This is a genomic window from Silvimonas sp. (genome assembly GCF_031291215.1).
Taxonomy (GTDB): Bacteria; Pseudomonadota; Gammaproteobacteria; order Burkholderiales; family Chitinibacteraceae; genus Silvimonas; species Silvimonas soli.
Window position 1 is genome coordinate 31,824 of sequence record NZ_JARLJK010000117.1, and the last position, 17,550, is coordinate 49,373.

Annotated in this window: 17 protein-coding genes; 9 read left to right on the forward strand and 8 right to left on the reverse strand. The window is 57.1% G+C overall.

What is annotated here, in order from left to right:
- The first annotated feature begins 6 nt into the window (after window positions 1-6).
- The gene (gene lpdA / locus P4L78_RS11865; protein WP_309328269.1) at window positions 7-1,770 is read left to right on the forward strand and encodes a dihydrolipoyl dehydrogenase; all 1,764 of its coding nucleotides are present in this window, start codon (window positions 7-9) and stop codon (window positions 1,768-1,770) included.
- 89 nt (window positions 1,771-1,859) lie between these two features.
- Here lpdA and P4L78_RS11870 read toward each other — a convergent pair whose 3' ends face one another.
- On the reverse strand, window positions 1,860-2,459 hold the full coding sequence (locus tag P4L78_RS11870; protein WP_309328271.1) for a short chain dehydrogenase: 600 nt from the start codon (window positions 2,457-2,459) through the stop codon (window positions 1,860-1,862).
- Window positions 2,460-2,781: 322 nt separating this feature from the next.
- Here P4L78_RS11870 and P4L78_RS11875 point away from each other — a divergent pair, with 322 nt between their 5' ends.
- Both P4L78_RS11875 and P4L78_RS11880 read left to right on the forward strand, forming a co-directional pair.
- Window positions 2,782-3,069 (forward strand): hypothetical protein, encoded by a 288-nt coding sequence (locus P4L78_RS11875; protein ID WP_283150158.1) that lies wholly within the window; start codon window positions 2,782-2,784, stop codon window positions 3,067-3,069.
- A gap of 124 nt (window positions 3,070-3,193) precedes the next feature.
- Window positions 3,194-4,345: a methionine aminotransferase gene (locus P4L78_RS11880; RefSeq protein ID WP_309328273.1), complete on the forward strand. Its 1,152-nt coding sequence runs from the start codon at window positions 3,194-3,196 to the stop codon at window positions 4,343-4,345.
- Here the strand turns inward: P4L78_RS11880 and P4L78_RS11885 are convergent.
- The 5 genes from P4L78_RS11885 to P4L78_RS11905 form a co-directional block, all read right to left on the reverse strand.
- The gene (locus P4L78_RS11885; RefSeq protein ID WP_309328274.1) at window positions 4,342-4,866 is read right to left on the reverse strand and encodes a YgjV family protein; all 525 of its coding nucleotides are present in this window, start codon (window positions 4,864-4,866) and stop codon (window positions 4,342-4,344) included. The genes P4L78_RS11880 and P4L78_RS11885 overlap by 4 nt on opposite strands.
- Window positions 4,867-5,013: 147 nt before the next feature.
- Window positions 5,014-5,328, reverse strand: a complete 315-nt coding sequence (locus tag P4L78_RS11890) for a heavy-metal-associated domain-containing protein (protein ID WP_309328276.1) — start codon at window positions 5,326-5,328, stop codon at window positions 5,014-5,016.
- Window positions 5,329-5,331: 3 nt separating this feature from the next.
- Window positions 5,332-5,664, reverse strand: a complete 333-nt coding sequence (locus tag P4L78_RS11895; protein WP_309328278.1) for a metal-sensitive transcriptional regulator — start codon at window positions 5,662-5,664, stop codon at window positions 5,332-5,334.
- The gene (locus P4L78_RS11900; protein WP_283150163.1) at window positions 5,651-5,857 is read right to left on the reverse strand and encodes a heavy-metal-associated domain-containing protein; all 207 of its coding nucleotides are present in this window, start codon (window positions 5,855-5,857) and stop codon (window positions 5,651-5,653) included. Before P4L78_RS11900 ends, P4L78_RS11895 begins: the two co-directional genes overlap by 14 nt.
- 81 nt (window positions 5,858-5,938) lie before the next feature.
- Window positions 5,939-8,302, reverse strand: a complete 2,364-nt coding sequence (locus P4L78_RS11905; protein ID WP_309328279.1) for a heavy metal translocating P-type ATPase — start codon at window positions 8,300-8,302, stop codon at window positions 5,939-5,941.
- A 638-nt stretch (window positions 8,303-8,940) separates the two neighbouring features.
- Here P4L78_RS11905 and P4L78_RS11910 point away from each other — a divergent pair.
- From P4L78_RS11910 to P4L78_RS11935, 6 genes are all read left to right on the forward strand, one after another.
- Complete coding sequence (locus tag P4L78_RS11910; RefSeq protein WP_283150165.1) at window positions 8,941-9,375, forward strand: DUF411 domain-containing protein; 435 nt, start codon at window positions 8,941-8,943, stop codon at window positions 9,373-9,375.
- 100 nt (window positions 9,376-9,475) lie between these two features.
- Window positions 9,476-10,972, forward strand: coding sequence for a multicopper oxidase family protein (locus P4L78_RS11915; protein WP_309328280.1), 1,497 nt, complete (start codon window positions 9,476-9,478; stop codon window positions 10,970-10,972).
- 314 nt (window positions 10,973-11,286) lie between these two features.
- Complete coding sequence (locus tag P4L78_RS11920; RefSeq protein ID WP_283150167.1) at window positions 11,287-11,448, forward strand: hypothetical protein; 162 nt, start codon at window positions 11,287-11,289, stop codon at window positions 11,446-11,448.
- Window positions 11,449-11,725: 277 nt separating this feature from the next.
- Window positions 11,726-13,378 (forward strand): energy-dependent translational throttle protein EttA, encoded by a 1,653-nt coding sequence (gene ettA, locus P4L78_RS11925; protein WP_283150168.1) that lies wholly within the window; start codon window positions 11,726-11,728, stop codon window positions 13,376-13,378.
- Window positions 13,379-13,757: 379 nt separating this feature from the next.
- The gene (locus P4L78_RS11930; RefSeq protein WP_283150169.1) at window positions 13,758-14,165 is read left to right on the forward strand and encodes a YkgJ family cysteine cluster protein; all 408 of its coding nucleotides are present in this window, start codon (window positions 13,758-13,760) and stop codon (window positions 14,163-14,165) included.
- 131 nt (window positions 14,166-14,296) lie between these two features.
- A complete protein-coding gene (locus P4L78_RS11935) occupies window positions 14,297-15,193 on the forward strand; it encodes a 2OG-Fe(II) oxygenase (RefSeq protein WP_309328281.1) in 897 nt (298 codons plus the stop codon).
- Between the two features lie 62 nt (window positions 15,194-15,255).
- On the opposite strand, the gene P4L78_RS11940 is transcribed toward P4L78_RS11935, so the two are convergent.
- Together P4L78_RS11940 and P4L78_RS11945 are read right to left on the reverse strand one after the other, a co-directional pair.
- Complete coding sequence (locus P4L78_RS11940; protein ID WP_309328283.1) at window positions 15,256-15,936, reverse strand: hypothetical protein; 681 nt, start codon at window positions 15,934-15,936, stop codon at window positions 15,256-15,258.
- A 114-nt stretch (window positions 15,937-16,050) separates the two neighbouring features.
- Window positions 16,051-17,445: a cytochrome c peroxidase gene (locus P4L78_RS11945; RefSeq protein ID WP_309328284.1), complete on the reverse strand. Its 1,395-nt coding sequence runs from the start codon at window positions 17,443-17,445 to the stop codon at window positions 16,051-16,053.
- Window positions 17,446-17,550 lie beyond the last annotated feature (105 nt).

Consider the following 17,550-nt stretch of genomic DNA (forward strand, 5'->3'; position numbering starts at 1 on the left):
TACCCAATGAGTACCGTAGAAATCAAAGTTCCGGATATTGGCGGTCATGACAACGTCGATATCATCGAAGTGTTCGTCAAAGTCGGCGACGTTGTTGAAAAAGAGCAATCGCTGATCACTCTGGAAACCGACAAAGCCACCATGGAAGTGCCTTCCACCCACGCGGGCAAGGTCATCTCGGTGGCAGTCAAAGTCGGCGACAAAATTTCCGAAGGCGGTTTGGTGATTACGCTGGAAGCTGCAGGCGTTGCAGCCGCCGCACCAGCTCCAGCCGCACCGGCAGTTTCGCCGCAACTGGCTTCATCTGTCTCGCAGCCGGTTGCAGGCGCACAAGCTACTGCCACTGCTGGCGACGTCATCGAAACCGAAGTCGTCGTGCTGGGCGCTGGCCCGGGCGGCTACACCGGCGCGTTCCGTGCAGCCGATCTGGGCAAGAAAGTGGTGTTGGTTGAACGCTACGAGCAACTGGGCGGTGTGTGTCTGAACGTAGGTTGTATCCCGTCCAAGGCGCTGCTGCATGTGGCCAAGGTCTTGACCGACGCCGAAGAAATGAAAGAACACGGTATTGATTTCGGCACACCGAAGATCGATCTCGACAAGCTGCGCGGCTTTAAAGACAGCGTCGTTGGCCGTTTGACCAAGGGCCTGACTGGCCTGGCCAAGCAGCGCAAAGTCCAGGTGGTAACCGGCGAAGGCAAGTTCACCGGCCCGTACACGCTGGATGTGACCGCTGCTGATGGTTCGGTAAAAACCATCCGCTTCCAGAACGCCATCATCGCCGCAGGCTCTACCGCGCTGAAGATTCCTGGCTACCCGTACGATGATCCACGCGTAATCACCTCGACCGGTGCGCTCAAGCTCGAAGGCATCCCGAAAAAGATGCTGGTGGTGGGCGGCGGCATTATCGGTCTGGAAATGGCTTGCGTATATGGCGCGCTGGGCACCGAAATCAGTGTAGTGGAACTGGGCGATGGCCTGATTCCAGGCGCTGACCGCGACGTGGTGAAGGTACTGACCGACCGCATCGGCAAGCGCTACAAAGTGATGATTCGCACCAAGGTCACGCAGGTTGAGCAAACGCCGGAAGGTCTGCGCTGCACATTTGAAGGCGATTGGGCCCCGAAAGAACCGCAGGTATATGACAAGGTTCTCGTTGCAGTGGGTCGCCGTCCCAACGGCAAGCTGATTGGTGCCGAGAACCTGGGCGTGAACATCGACGAACGCGGCTTTATCCAGGTGGATAACCAGTGCCGTACCAACGTGCCGCACATCTTTGCCATTGGCGATATCGTCGGCAATCCGATGCTGGCCCACAAAGCTACGCACGAAGCCAAATGCGCCGCTGAAGTGATCGCAGGGGAGAAGAGCTATCTGGATTACCGCGCGATTCCATCAATTGCGTATACCGATCCGGAAGTGGCATGGATGGGTCTGACCGAAACCGAAGCAAAAGCGACCGGTGTGGCGTACGAGAAGGCCGTGTTCCCGTGGGCGGCGTCTGGCCGTGCGTTGGGTAATGGCCGCGATGATGGCCTGACCAAGATCCTGTTCGACCCGGAAACCCACCAGATTCTGGGCGCGGCCATTGTTGGCGTGAACGCCGGTGAGTTGCTGGGTGAAGCGGTACTGGCCTATGAAATGGGCGCCGATATCAACGATATCGCCGGTACCGTCCACGCGCACCCAACGCTGTCGGAAACCGTGGCCATGGCTGCTGAAATCGCTCACGGGTCGATTACCGACTTGTACATTCCGAAGAAGAAAAAGTAACTGGCCGGGTCTCTGACCCAACGTCATTTACAACCCAAACGCCCCGACACATCGGGGCGTTTTTTATTGGGCCGACCCAACACCGCGCTTTACCAGACTTTATAAATCCGGCCAGTCTGTGGCCCTTCCACGCTACGCACATAAGCCTGAGCCACCCGGCTGGCAGGCACCGATTCGTAACCGGGGAAGAACGGGCCATATGCCTCGGCGGACTCCGTCAACAGCGTCGGGCTAACTACGTTGATGCGGAACCTGCCCCAGGCATCCACCGCGGCGCCGCGTGCAAAGCCCTCCACCGCCGCATTAACCGTGGTGGCGTTAGTGCCCTGCGCAATCGGTTCGTCACTGACAATGCCGCTGGTGAGGGTGATCGAACCACCGGGCAGCAAGAAATGCTGCCCAATCAACGCCAGATTGACCTGCCCCATCAATTTGCTATCAATCCCCTTGCGAAAAGCTTCCGGCGTGGTTTGCGCCAGCGGGCCGAAATACAGATCGCCCGTTACTGACACGATGGCATCCACCTTGCCCACTTGAGCAAACAGGTCACGCACACTCTGCGCATCGGCCACATCTACCTGTAAATCGCCACGTGTTTTGCCGACTTTGATGATGTCGTGACGGGGTGACAAAGCCTCAGCCACAGCCCGACCTACCGTACCGCTCGCGCCAATAATGATGATCTTCATATTCGTACCTCACGCAATTTGAAAGAAAGAAGACCTCATTCTGGTTTAACGGCTTTCAGTTGATAACCACTTGGTTTCTCAGAACATATAAAACCATCAGTTATAAATAATGAAAATTCGTTCAATAAAAATGCCAATGGTATTGCACCCCAAATACACGCTCTATCGTCGCTGCGGTTTTTGCAACACGCCACAATTGATTCAAAACAAAAAATACAAAATAGGAATATTCTGAGCGTGCTTTCAGCAATATCCATCATTAACCATTGATTTAAAAGGGATTATTATGCAAATGACATGTAAAAAGGCAGCAATCGCCCTCATGGTCAGCAGTGTTGCAGCCCTTTCCGCGTTAGCACACGCCGACGGTGGCACTATTCACTTTGTGGGCCGGATTGTTGAAGATACCTGCCAGGTCTCTAACCTGGATCAAATCACCAAACCGGCAAATGCCCAGCTAGGCCATTGCGATCAACACATCGCGCAGTCTGCCCGGATGAGCATTCAACCGGTCGTGCAGAAAACGCTCATTCCTGTAACGTCTAATGCACCAACAGACGCAGGCAAGCAACAGCCCAAGCTGGCTATTCTGATGGTGGAATACCGTTAAGCATGCTGGCTCAGCCATGCCCCACGCACTGTCGGGCATGGCGCCCACCCCGCGCGATTCGTTATCACTATGACTCACATCAAATCCGGTTAATATATCGAATCAACTCGACCGGATTTGCGTAATGCGCTTTGTTTCCAAGCTGCCTGACGTTGGCACGACCATTTTTACCGTCATGAGCCAACTGGCTGCAGAACACGGCGCAATCAATCTCTCCCAAGGCTTTCCAGACTTTCCTTGCGCGCCAGCCTTGCTGGATGCGGCATCCAGCGCCATGCAGGCCGGACACAACCAATACGCGCCCATGGCCGGTTTGCCAGCTTTGCGTCAGGCGCTTGCCGCCAAATTGCTCGCTAGCCAACAAATACCGGTCGACCCAGAAACCGAGATCACCATCACCGCCGGAGCAACTCAGGCCTTGTTTACCGCCATTGCTGCGGTGTTGCATGCGGGTGACGAAGCCATTTTGCTTGATCCGTCTTACGACAGTTATGCGCCAGCGATTCGCGCCCAAGGTGCTACGCCGGTGCGACTAAATCTGAGCGCACCAACATTTGCGATTGATTGGGCTGCTGTTGAAGCCGCCGTTACTCCTCGCACGCGGCTAATCATCGTCAATAATCCCAACAACCCGGCAACCAGCGTTTTTAGTAATTCAGATCTGGATGCACTTGCCGCCATCGTTGAGCACCATGATTTGCTGGTGCTGGCCGATGAGGTTTACGAGCACCTGGTATACGACGGCATTACCCACCGCAGCGTTTTGTCGCACCCGGCTTTGCGCGCTCGCAGCTTTGCGGTGTATTCGTTCGGCAAAACCTTCCATGCCACCGGCTGGAAAGTGGGTTATTGCGTGGCCCCGCCGCTGCTGAGCGCAGAATTTCGCAAAGTGCATCAGTTTCTGGTGTTTTCGGTCAACACGCCGATGCAGCATGCTTTGGCGCACCATCTGGCCCAGCCCGTGCATTGGCAGCAATTGAGCGCATTTTATCAGGCCAAACGGGATCGGCTGGCGAACGGCTTAACCGCAGTCGGTTTCCGCTTGCAGCCCAGCCAAAGCACTTATTTTCAGCTGGCCGATTTCACGACGATCCGTGATGACTTGAGCGATGTGGAGTTTGCGCGCTGGCTCACGCTGGAACATGGCGTCGCCAGCATTCCGGTTTCAGCATTTTATGGGGATGGCCGGGATGATCGGCTGGTGCGGTTTTGCTTTGCCAAACGCGACGACACGATCGATAGCGCCTTGGCACGGCTGGCAAAACTGGCGAATTAACTGACGCTACTCGTTGCCGGGACGGCAACAGGCCGGGCACGCAACAGCCGGACAATGGTGATGATATTGAGCGTGGCCGAAGTGGTTTCCAGCATGACGCCGCCAATCGAACCAGACAATATGCCGTTGCCCAGCCACAGCAAGGTACTGCCCAGAATCAGCAAGCGCATCGGAATGCCGCTAAAGAAAAATACGGCGATGGTGCCGACACAGCCGCCAACAATGGGCACAATGCTGGCCCAGCCGTGGCCAACATACAGTCCCAGACCAATATTGAGCAGCACGAACACGGTGGCAACCCACGGCGAGCGAGTGCGCATAGAGGCAAACATGCGCACACCTGAAACGGCGGCACTGGTCATGGCAGCCGGGTTGCCCAGCAACGCGAAGTGGACCGCATAGGTGGCCGACTGGAGTGACATCAATGCCTTGAAACGGCGATCTTGCCGTTGCAAAAATCCGGCGATGCTCAACGCAAACACCAGATAACCCAGACACTGCGCCAGCGAAAAAACGGCCAAAACCTGCTACTCCACAATAAAACCGCCAACCGGAAATACCAGCAGACAGTCGTCGAAAACCGCGATTCTACGCTGCCCTGGCCCCGAATTACGCCAGACCGCGCACAATTTTGACCAAAAATGACCGGGAAATTTCCCGGTATTTGATCAACGTCGAACCGGCGGCTGGTTACAACATGCGCCGACCTTGATCTGCAAGCTATCGGCCAGATTGCGGTCCATGTTGTTGAACCAAGCGGTGCGGATGCGGGAGATCAGACCGGCGCGGCGCGGGCCCAAGGCATTAACCAGCGAGCCATACTGCATCTCGCGCACGTCGTAGGTCACCGTAAGCCGCCGTTTTCCAGGGGTCACCGACTGCACGCCCGGCAATCCTGCCAAGGTTTCAATCTGACCGGGCAACGAGTCTGCGGGCAGCGCAATAATACGGGTCACCAGCCAAAGTGCCGTTGTAGTTGTCATGCGTTACCCCTTGAGTTTGCGGACCACATCCATCAACTCTTCAATGGCATCGTCGCCTTGGCCTTCACCAATTGCTCGCGCTACGCAACCGTGCGCATGGTTTTCCAGCAGGTGCATGGCTACCCCATCAAGCGCGGCGCGAATGGCAGCGATCTGGGTCAATACATCCACGCAGTAACGGTCTTCTTCCACCATGCGCGCGATGCCGCGCACCTGACCCTCAATGCGATTCAAGCGCCCCACCAGCCGCTTTTTGTCCGGCTGCACCGCAGATTTCTCCGGATCACCCGGCAAGGCATGACATGGTGCGGAAGCCGAAGTGTCAGACGACGTCATAGCCAGCATCCTCAATAGCTTGTTTGAAATCGGCTTGCCCGGTAACTGCCGGGTCGAATTGCACGCTAGCACTGGCGGTGTCCTTATCGACCACGACCTGGTTTACGCCATCAATGCCCGACAAAACGCCGGTGAGCGTTTTAACGCAACCCATGCAACTGATGCCGTCGATTTTGATTGTGGTGGTTTCCATCTTCATTTTTCCTTTATGTGTCCGCTGCTCACGGCTCGGTTAATCAACGTGTTCGATTCCTGATATTGCCAATCCGCGACGTCAGCCCTTTGCGCGCCAGCGCCGCAACAACAGCGCGTTACCCAACACCGAGACAGAACTCAACGCCATGGCAGCCCCGGCGATTGCGGGATTCAACAAACCCAATGCCGCCAGCGGGATGCCTGACACGTTGTAGATAAACGCAAAAAACAGATTCTGTTTGATCTTGCCCAAAGTGGCGCGGGCCAGTTCCACAGCCTGAGCCACCGCACGCAAGTCGTTACGCATCAAGGTGATATCTGCGGCTTCAATCGCCACATCACTGCCCGCGCCCATCGCAAAGCTCACTTCAGCTGCAGCCAGCGCAGGAGCATCGTTGATGCCGTCACCGACCATGGCAACATGCTTGCCTTGCGCCTTGAGCTCATTGACCACCCGGGCTTTGTCGCCCGGCAAAACCTGGGCGTGTACTTGCGTAATGCCCGCAGCATTGGCGATCCATTGCGCCGTGCTCTGGTTATCGCCCGTCAGCATGATCACCTCAACCCCAGCTTGCTGCAGCGCCTTGATCGCTTCGACCGAAGTATCGCGCAAGCGATCGGCCAGGGTGATTACACCCAGCAGTCGCCCATCTTCGCCCACGCCAATCAGCGATTCGTCGGGCTGGATATCCGCAAGACTTGGGTTCTGGGCGGGCGAAGTGGCAACCCAGTCCGCTCGCCCCACTTTCAATTGTTCTCCACTGGCTAGCTTGCCCTGCACTCCTTGACCCGGCGTCACCGTAAAGCCGCTCACCGACAAAAGCGCCAATCCGCGTTGGGCTGCTTCATCCAGCACAGCCCGCGCCAGTGGATGCTCACTACCGGCTTCCAGACTCGCGGCCCACTGCAGCAGGGTGGCTTCGTCCAGTGGCATGCCATCCGTAGCAGTAGCTAACGGCAGAATCTTGCGGACGCGTGGCCGACCTTCGGTGAGCGTGCCGGTCTTGTCGACCACCAGCGTGTCGATATGCGCCGCATGTTCCAGCGCTGCGGCATTGCGGAACAACAGCCCCAGATGCGCGCCACGGCCAACGCCAACCATTACGGCGGACGGCGTCGCCAGTCCCAAGGCGCAGGGGCAGGCAATCACCAGCACGGCTACCGCGTTGACCATGGCCGGAGTGAAGCCGCCCAGCCACCACCATGTCAGTGCAAAAGTCAGCAAGGCAATCAATAAAACGGCCGGGACAAACACAGCGGCAATGCGATCGGCCAGTCGCTGGATCGGCGCTTTGGAGCCCTGCGCTGCGGCCACCAGCCGCACAATCTCAGCCAGTTGTGTGTGCTGGCCAACGCCGGTTGCGGTAACGCGCAGCATGCCGTCCTGATTGCGCGTGGCGGCGTAAACCTTGCTGCCTGCCTGTTTTTCTACCGGGATGCTTTCACCAGTAAGCATGCTTTCGTCGATCACAGCGAGCCCGTCAATCACCTCACCATCCGCCGGCACAGCCTCGCCATGGCGCACGATAATCACATCGCCGTTGCGCAACTGGTTGATCGCTACTTCGGCCACCGCGCCATCGCGCTCCACGCGAGCGGTTTTGGGTTGCAGTTGCATCAGCTCGCTCATCGCACGCGAGGCTTTGTGTTTGGCGCGCGCTTCCAGCCATTTGCCAAGGCACACCAGCGTGATGACCACCGCGCTGGCCTCAAAATAAACCGGCAAGTCATGCCATCCCCACAGCACCACCGCCGCGCTAAAGAAATACGCCACGCTGGTACCCAGCGCGATCAGTACATCCATATTGGCACCACCGCCTTTCAGCGTATGCCAGGCACCGCGATAGAAGCGCCAGCCAAACCAGAATTGCACCGGCGTTGCCAGCAGCCATTGCAGAGAGCGCGGAATCATCACTGCATGCGATCCGCTGAACATGGCAATCATTTCCACCAGCAGTGGCGCCGTCAGCAGAGCTGGCGCCAGCCATTGCCAGAAAGACGCTTCAGCCTTGTTGGCCGCCGGGTCCTCATTCTGTTCGGTGATATCACGGGCGTCATAACCGGCTTTGCGCACGGCGGCGACCAAGGTCTGGCTGTCGTGCAATCCGGCAGGTTGTTCGATTTGCGCTGTTTCGCTGGCGAAATTGACCGTGGCCGTAACGCCAGGCAAGCGATTGAGGACTTTCTCAATTCGCGCAGCGCAGGCGGCGCACGTCATACCCGACAGCGCCAGGGTGCGTTGTTCTGCCTTGACGTCATAACCCGCTTTACGGATGGAGGCGATCACCTGCGCGACACCGGGTTCACCAGTCATGCTGACATTGGCCGATTCACTGGCCAGATTCACCTGTGCGGTCACGCCGTCCAGCCGCCCCAATACTTTCTCGATGCGGCCAGCACATGCTGCGCAAGTCATACCGCTGATTGGCAGTGAAACATCCATGCGTGTCACCTTAATTCATATACCCATTGGGGGTATATTATACGGAGCAGGGGTATCTGTATACGCGATGGCATTTGTTACGCCCATCTTTACCAATACCATCCGGGGGTATAGATTTGCAGCTCCCGATTTCTGGCGATGGCATCACGGCATGTGGCGCATTGGCTTGTTGATTTTCTGTCTATTGCTGGCGACCTTTGCATCCGCCGGCATAGTCACGCCGCAAGCAATGCCAGTCTCCACAATGGAGGCGACACATTGCGCCCACCCCAAAATGGATGCAGCACCCAACACCTGTCATGACTCCGCGCCGCAAGTGACGGCAGCCCATGCGGTCGATCACTGCTGCGATAGCCCAGTCTGTTCCATGCACCAGGCCGTACCTGCCGCTAGCCAGCAACTGCCACCCACACATGGGCTGACCAGCGTCTTGAGTTCACGCATACCCCCTGTTCCCGCCTCGCGCGATAGCCGCCCGCCGTTACCCCCACCCCGCTCCAGCGTCTGATCGACTCCCGGTTCTAGCTATGACTCACTTGCGGCCCTTGCCGCGTGTGCGTCTGTCTTGTTCGATCATATCCGGCTGTTTGCTGAACCAAACTACCTCAGCACAGCCGACGCCTATGGAGCTATCGCTCATGCAACGTATTTTCAGTATTTTTGCCACCCTTACCTTGCTGCTGGCCAGCGCCGCACAAGCCGCCATTCCGGTTACGCTTTACAAAAATGCCGGCTGCAGCTGCTGCGAGGCCTATATCGCTTACCTGAAAACCCACGGGTTTGAGGTCAAAGCCGAAGACCGTACCGATATGGAGCAAATCCGCAAACAATGGGGCTCGGCCAACGCGGCCAGTTGCCACACCATGCGCATCGGTAAATACACGGTAGAAGGGCATGTTCCCGTCGCCGCAATCAGCAAATTGCTCAAAACCAAACCTGTCATCGCGGGAATTGCCGTACCTGGCATGCCAATGAACTCGCCAGGCATGGGGACGGAAAAAGCCGGCACGCTGACTGTGTATGCACTCAACGGCAAGGCCGACGGTGCGCTGCCGGTGTTCGGCAAGTTCTGAGCCGGCATTTAAACCAGCATCTATCCTGACCATTGCATGCGGCGGGCCTGGCGCTGTTAGCGCCGATGTAAAAAAGACCCGCCGCTCTGGAGCAAAGCCTATGGATCGTCGTTCTTTTATGCGCTACGGCAGTGCCGCTCTAGCAAGCCTGGCTGTAGGCCGCGAAGCCTTTGCACAGTCGGCCTCTCACACAATGACAATGACCGCCTCGATGCCAGGCATGGCAATGCCAGCTGCCACCGCTGCCGATGCACTGTTACCGGTGAGCGATCTACCCGTTGGCAGCACCCTGCCCGCCTTGCGCATACTGCCCAATCAAGCCACGCAAGCCGGTTTATTCAAAGCCACGCTAACTGCCCGGCCCGTCGAGGTGCAATTCAAACCCGGCTTGAGTACTACCGCCTGGGCTTATAACGGTCAGTTGCCCGGCCCGCTGATTGAGGTCATGGAAGGTGACACGCTGGAAATCCGCCTGGTGAATCAGCTGGCTCAACCCACCACCGTTCACTGGCATGGCCTGCCAGTGCCGCCCGACCAGGATGGTAATCCGGGCGAAGAAGTGCCGCCCGGTGGCGAGCGGCTGTATCGCTTTACCTTGCCACTTGGGACTGCCGGAACCTACTGGTATCACCCGCATCCGCATGGTTATACGGCCGAGCAGGCGTGGATGGGTCTGGCTGGCGCGCTGATCGTGCGAGCCAAGGCCGACCCGCTAGCCAACCTGGCTGAACAGCATCTGTTGTTCTCCGATCTGAAACTGGCCACTGATGGCCGCATTGCCGGTAATTCGGAGATGGACTGGATGAATGGGCGCGAAGGCCAGTTTGTGCTGGTCAACGGCGCCCATCAGCCAGTCATTAACCTGAACGGCGCGCAGCATTGGCGCTTGTGGAACGCCTGCAATGCCCGGTATCTGCGTTTGTCACTGGCAGGTCGGCCGTTCCAGTTGGTGGGCAGTGACGGCGGTTTGCTTGCTCAGCCAAGAACAGTCACCGAACTATTGCTGTCGCCAGGCGAGCGCGCGCAGATTGTGGTGAGCGGTGCTGCTGGTGCAGTCACGCTGCAAGCAACTCCTTATGACCGCGGCAAAATGGGCGATGTCGCCATCGAACAAACACTGACTTTGGCCAAGGTTTTGTTCGATGGCGCAAAGGCTGCGCCATTACCCACCCGCTTGCGCGACATTGCCCCATTGACCACACCGGTGGCCCGCAAAGAAGTCCGCTTCAGCGAGCAAATGAGCATGGATGGCGGGGTGCATCAGATGATTCCGCTCATCAACGGCAAGCGGTTTGATATGCAGCGAGTTGATCTAAGCAGCCAGCGCAACGCGGTTGAAGCCTGGTCGCTGGTGAATGATTCAGACATGGATCACCCTTTTCATTTGCATGGCACCCAGTTTCAGGTGGTCAGCCGCAGCATTGAGGGCAAAATCGTGCCGGAGCCCTTTTTGGCCTGGCGCGATACCGTCAACACGCGTCCCGGTGAAACGGTGGTGATCCATACAGTGCAACATCAGCGCGGTAAAAGGATGTTTCACTGCCATATTCTGGAACATGAAGATCGCGGCATGATGGGGATGCTGGAAGTGATTTGACCACCGTAGCCAACGGCCATCACCGCTCGCCCACTTTTGCTGTTTCAAGCCGACCTGCGGGTCGGCTTTTTCATGGCCGGTCATAAAAACGTCAAGTATTGATTATTTCAAAAGACAAGACCGACCGTTCGTCTAGTAAATGCCATTTACATAAAACCAACCCGTTTCAACTCCCTCTAAACGACAGCTACCAGCAACTCGGTGGCGGTAAGGCTTTGCTCTTTACGAACAGGTTCATGAACAACACGCTGCATCAGCCGAAGCCGTTTTCTGGTTCTCGGCAAAGTACATATATCTAGTCGGGAGTAATTGAAATGAAGAAGCTCATCACTGCAGTATTCGCATTGTCTCTACTGGGCATCGCCAGCTTTGCTCAAGCGGAAGAAGGCTGGGGTAACGCCACTGGGACCTATCTGCCTCATATGCATGTGCATCCGCATGATCAACCCAACGGAACAGCCAGCAAAGGCATGTAATTTGCGTGCGTTCGCCACGCCAGGGTAAATGCCTCAACGTTGGACACTGGCGAGCAATTGAAAGCACGTAGTCGATCGCACCTCCAGATTCAATCCAGAAAACCGGCGTCATCAGCCGGTTTTCTTTTGCCTGCCATTTGGAGTTGTCAGCAAACCAGACCATGCCGCCCGGCTCTTTTCAAAGTAAAACCGTAGTTCGGCTTCGTGCCTGGCCCCGCGTTTGTTAAACTTGCGGCATTTCCGATCAGCCGAGTAATTCGCCGTGGCCCAATATGTAATGTCCATGCTCCGCGTGAGCAAAATCGTTCCGCCCAAACGCCAGATCATCAAGGACATTTCCTTGAGCTTTTTCCCGGGTGCCAAGATCGGCCTGCTCGGTCTGAACGGCTCGGGTAAATCTACCGTCTTGCGGATCATGGCTGGTGCCGACAAAGAATTCGACGGCGAAGTACAGCATCTGGCCGGTGTGAAGATTGGCTATCTGGAACAAGAACCCAAGCTGGATGACAACGCCACCGTGCGCGAAGAAGTCGAAGGCGGCATGGGCGAAGTGATGGCTGCGCAAAAGCGGCTGGAAGAGGTCTACGCCGAATACGCTGAACCCGATGCTGACTTCGACAAACTGGCCGAAGAACAAGCGCAACTGGAAGCCATTATCTCCGCCGGTGCTGGCGACAATACCGCATTGCAACTGGAACTGGCCGCTGACGCGCTGCGCCTGCCAGCGTGGGATGCCAAGATCGGCAACCTCTCCGGCGGTGAAAAGCGTCGCGTGGCACTGTGTAAATTGCTGCTGTCCAAGCCCGACATGCTGCTGCTAGACGAACCAACCAACCACCTGGATGCAGAATCGGTGGAATGGCTGGAGCAGTTCCTGGTACGCTTCCCTGGCACCGTGGTGGCCGTTACCCACGATCGCTACTTCCTCGATAACGCTGCCGAGTGGATTCTGGAACTGGACCGCGGCCATGGCATTCCATGGAAGGGCAATTACTCCAGCTGGCTGGAGCAAAAAGAAGCGCGCCTGGAAACCGAATCCAAGCAAGAAGGCGCCCGCATCAAAGCCATGAAGCAAGAGCTGGAATGGGTGCGCCAGAACCCCAAGGGTCGTCAGGCCAAATCCAAGGCGCGTATCGCCCGCTTTGAAGAACTGTCCAGCTTTGAACACCAAAAGCGCAACGAAACCCAGGAAATTTTCATTCCGGTCGCGGAACGTCTGGGCGACAAAGTTATCGAGTTCAAGGGTGTGTCCAAAGCCTTTGGCGACCGCCTGCTGATCGACAACCTCACCTTCAACGCCCCGGCGGGTGCCATCGTCGGCATTATCGGCCCGAACGGTGCCGGTAAATCCACGCTGTTCAAGATGATCGCCGGTAAAGAACAACCGGATAGCGGTGAAGTCGATATCGGTTCCACCGTGCAAATGGCGTTCGTTGAACAAAGCCGTGAAGGCCTGGACAACGAAAAAACCGTGTTTGACGATGTGTCTGGCGGTGCGGATTTGCTGACCGTGGGCAAATTTGAAATGAGCAGCCGTGCGTACTTGGGCCGCTTTAACTTCAAGGGTGGCGATCAGCAAAAGATGATCGGCAACCTGTCTGGTGGTGAGCGTGGCCGTCTGCATCTGGCTAAAACGCTGCTGAAAGGCGGCAACGTGCTGCTGCTGGATGAGCCGTCTAACGATCTGGACGTGGAAACCCTGCGCGCGCTGGAAGACGCCCTGCTGGAATTTGCCGGCACCGCGTTTGTGATCTCCCACGATCGCTGGTTCCTTGACCGGATCGCCACGCACATTCTGGCGGCGGAAGGCGACTCTCAGTGGACCTTCTTTGACGGCAACTATCAAGAATACGAAGCCGACAAACGCAAACGTCTGGGTGAAGAAGGCGCCAAGCCAAAGCGGATTCGCTACAAGCCAGTGACACGTTAAGCTGGATTAGTCAGCGGAAACAAAAACGGGAAGCTACGGCTTCCCGTTTTTGTTTCGCCCCGTAGCCCGGGTGGAACCCACTCCTTGAGGGTGCCCCACAATGCCCCTGGATATTGCATTTGACAGTTGCAGCGGGGCAGTGAGAATCCGGGGTGGCAACGCGTCAACAAGCCACCCAATGTGATTTTGATTTTGGCAAACATTGCCCCCGGATTCTCGCTCACGCTTCATCCGGGCTACATTTCTGCGTTGTCGCCGTCCACCAGCCACCATGTGCATTGGACAAGCACAAAACCCGCACCGGTGGTATTGTGTCGCCCTTGTTGCGTATTAGCCTGCTAATACCTTGAATTTGCTTGAAATTTAAATGTGATCTGAAATGGCCGCCGCCCCGTACAAAAAACTCATCCACGTCTCAACCCTGGAAAACCTGGACACCTGGGCCCGCTTTCGCCAGGCCATGTGTGTGGATTGCCAATCCGCCTGTTGCACCATGCCAGTCGAGGTGAAGCTGCCGGATCTGGTACGCATGGGCGTGGTTGATGCGTTTGAAGCGGAGCATGAAGCGCCCAAGAGCATTGCCAAGCGCCTGGAAAAAGCGCGGATTGTGGCGCATTTCAACTTCAAGCATGAAGTGTTCACGCTGGCTCAACGCGCCAGCGGAGATTGCATTTATCTGGATGCCGAAAGCCGCCTTTGCACCATTTACGACAAGCGCCCGAATACCTGTCGCAACCATCCAAAAATCGGCCCGCGCCCTGGTTTTTGCGCTTACAAGAATCGCTGATCGTCGCTGATCAGCCCTGCGGCGTGTTCTCATCATTGTCATAAAGTCTTCATACAATGGTCGCGCCGCTGGCGTGCATCCTGGCGTTAGCTGGCATTCAGTCAGCCCACGTTTGCCAGGAACTGCGTCAGATGAGCGTTACCGTGCCCTTCCCTAATCCAGTGCGTGACTGGATTGTCAGTAACCTGCAGCGCGGCTGTACTGTGCCCGATGTCGTGGCCGAACTGCGCACCAACAATGTTTCGCCAGACCTGGCGCAAGCCATGGTGGCCAGTGTGGCTCATGCCTTGACCACACGTTCGCCGCTGCCTGACGGACAACTCGTGCTGTACGAGCCTGCTGTTAGCTATGTGGCTGATCCGAGTCGGTTACGCGGGGGATCGGTACTGCATTGCGTTGATCGCGATATCCACGTGCTTGCGCGCATGGAAGAACCAACTGCGGCGTTACTGGGTAATGTGATCAGCATTCGCGAATGCGAACAACTAATTGAACTGGCACGCCCGCGTTTACGGCCATCCACCGTGGTCGATCCGGCAACCGGCAAAGATGTGGTGGCCGATCACCGCAGCAGCGAAGGCATGTTTTTCCGGTTGCTGGAAACGCCCTTGCTGGAAAAGCTGGATCGGCGCGTGGCGGCCCTGACTGGTTTGCCGGTGGAAAACGGCGAGGGATTCCAGATTCTGCATTACCCGGCCGGCGCGGGTAGCACGCCGCATTTTGACTTTCTGCAGCCGACCAATGTCGCCAACAGCGAATCGATTGCCCGCAGCGGCCAGCGCATCAGCACGCTGGTGATCTACCTGAACGATGTGCTGGCAGGCGGCGAAACCACCTTCCCGCAAGTAGGCTGGTCAATCTCGCCGCAGCAAGGCAACGCCATCTATTTTGAATACTGCAATCGCCACGGCCAGACCGATCCGGCATCACTGCATGCCGGCGGCCCGGTGCTCAAGGGCGAAAAGTGGGTGGCGACCAAGTGGATTCGGGAGCGCAAATTCGTGCCGCGCTCGGCGGTCATGGCCTGAGGGCTGACCCAACCCGGTTTGCGCGCCAGCCAGCGTAACTGGCATGCGCGCGCCGTCGTCGATTACATCAGATCGTTAGCGATCCAGCCTTTGTCGGTCAGGGTGAACGCCTCTTTCAGCTGCATCTGTCCGTCACCGGCAATCAACCGCGCCACCATGGGGAACACCCGCTGCGCCTCCGGATCACGCGCCCACGGGGCCGGATCAATCTTGTAGGTGTAGGTCACCGCAGTGGTTTTGCGGCCATTGTCGTCACGCGGTGGCTCCCAACCGACGATCTGGTTCAGGCTTAATGTCGCCGCGCAGAAATCGCCGTGATGCGTCACTTTGCTGCCATCAGATGTCTGGCTGATCATGTCTTGCTTCAGAAAATACTTCTGCCCTTCTGGCGTGAGCGAATAACGCTTGCCCGGCAAGACGCCGGATTTATCCTCACCGGTGTATTTGATGGTTACATCCGACGCACTGACCAGTCCCAGTTTTTGCAGCACCGGCATTTGCAGGGCATTGCGTCCGCCAATTGCAAACTCAGCCTGAGTCACCTCAACGGGCCAGGTGTATTTGGCCAGGCACAGGTGCCCTTTCTGCGCCAGATATGCTTGCATGCCTTTGCTGAACGTCTCGGCAGTGGGTTCGGTCGATTGCTTGTTGTTGCACGCGGCCAAGGTCAGCATGCCGGTTAGCGTGGCCAGACTGATTAGCGCTTTGCTCAGTGGTTTCAGATTCATTGTTTTCACTTTCATGGCAGTGATCATGTTCAGTTATCCGGTGCCGCTCATTCATTTCCCTGAACTACGAGAGCTGAATGAGCGGCCGGTTTTTGCAGTTTTCCCGACTTCCAGTTCTGAACTAGATGACTAGTTCACGCAGGTGCCGGAGGTTGGTGCATTGGCCGGTGGCTTGTAGCCGTCGGTCAAGGTGTTCAGGAAGCAGATCAAGTCCGACATCTGTGCCTCGGTCATGGGTGGCGTGGAACCCGCGGCGCGGCCATCCAGCGGCATTTGCGTGTCGATATTCACGTGATACGCCGTCGGCAGATCGTTGTACTTCTGCACGGTGCCGCCGGTGTATTGCGTGGTAATCAGGCCATAAGTCGGGAAGTTGGCGTCTGGCGTGGCTTTGGGCGTGCCGCCGACGGTGGGGTACCAGATTTCCGGATTGGTATCGCGCGTATTGTAAAAGCGCACGACCTGATTCAGCGTATGGATCACACCGTTATGGAAGAACGACCCGCGCGTTGCCACATTGCGCAGTGTTGGCGCTTTGAACAAACCGCAAAACGCGTTGGCCGCGCCGGGTGCTGTGGGCAGGTGATCGGTGCGCAACGGGCCGCAGATACCCATATCAGAATAATTCGGGTCCTGATTGGCCGGGATCGCCATATTGCGCGGCAGGCTGATGCCTTCATAAGAGAAATCGGTAAACAGCGCGCTGCTGCCATTCAACCCTGCGCCCTGGTAATGGCATGATGCACAGTTGCCGGTACCGGCGTCGGTGAACACTTGCAGACCACGCAATTCGGCTGCGCTCAGCGCGCCACCAATCTTGTTACCCGCCCACAAATCGAACTTGCTGGAATACGGATGAAAACTCACGTCTTCCAGTTGATAGGCCTGCAACGCTGCCCGGATATTGGCAAACGCGGCATTGGTATCGGCAAAGGCATTGGCACCAAACGCCTGCAAGAACAGCGGGGCATAGGCTGCCGCTTTGACTTTGGCGACCACATCAGCCGGTGACGCGTTGGCCATTTCGTTGGCGGACAACAGCGGTATGCTGGTCTGATCCGCCAACGTTGCTGCGCGGCCGTCCCACGTCAAACCACCGCCAGGACCGGGCACGCTCACGCCGTCCGGGTTGTCCAGCAGATCGGCATACGGGGGAATATTGTCTTTGTAGCGCAATGACGGCACCGCACGAGTACCCGCTTGCAGCAGATCACTGCCACCAAGCTGCACCGCCAGATTGTTGGGCGGGCCATAAGCATAATTGGGATCGTGGCAGGTGGCGCAGGCCATCTTGCCCGAACCGGACAGCGTTGCATCAAAGAACAGTTTGTCACCCACTTGTGCCGCCAGGCTCAACGGTGCCGAGGCCGAACTGGGGCTCGGTGCACTGGTTGGCGTTGGTGTGGGCGTAGGCGTAGGCGTTGGTGTCGTCACATTGGCAGAGCTGTCGTTGCCACTACCGCCGCCACATGCGGCGACGATCAGCGGTAAAACACACAGCGCTAACCGGAAATACTCTCGCATTTTCAGAACCTCGGTTGCACCTGCGGGACTGGTCTTCGCCAGCCCGCGCTGGTGACAATAAATCCGGGGAAACCATTCATGGTCTCCCCGTTTTGCTACGGGCGG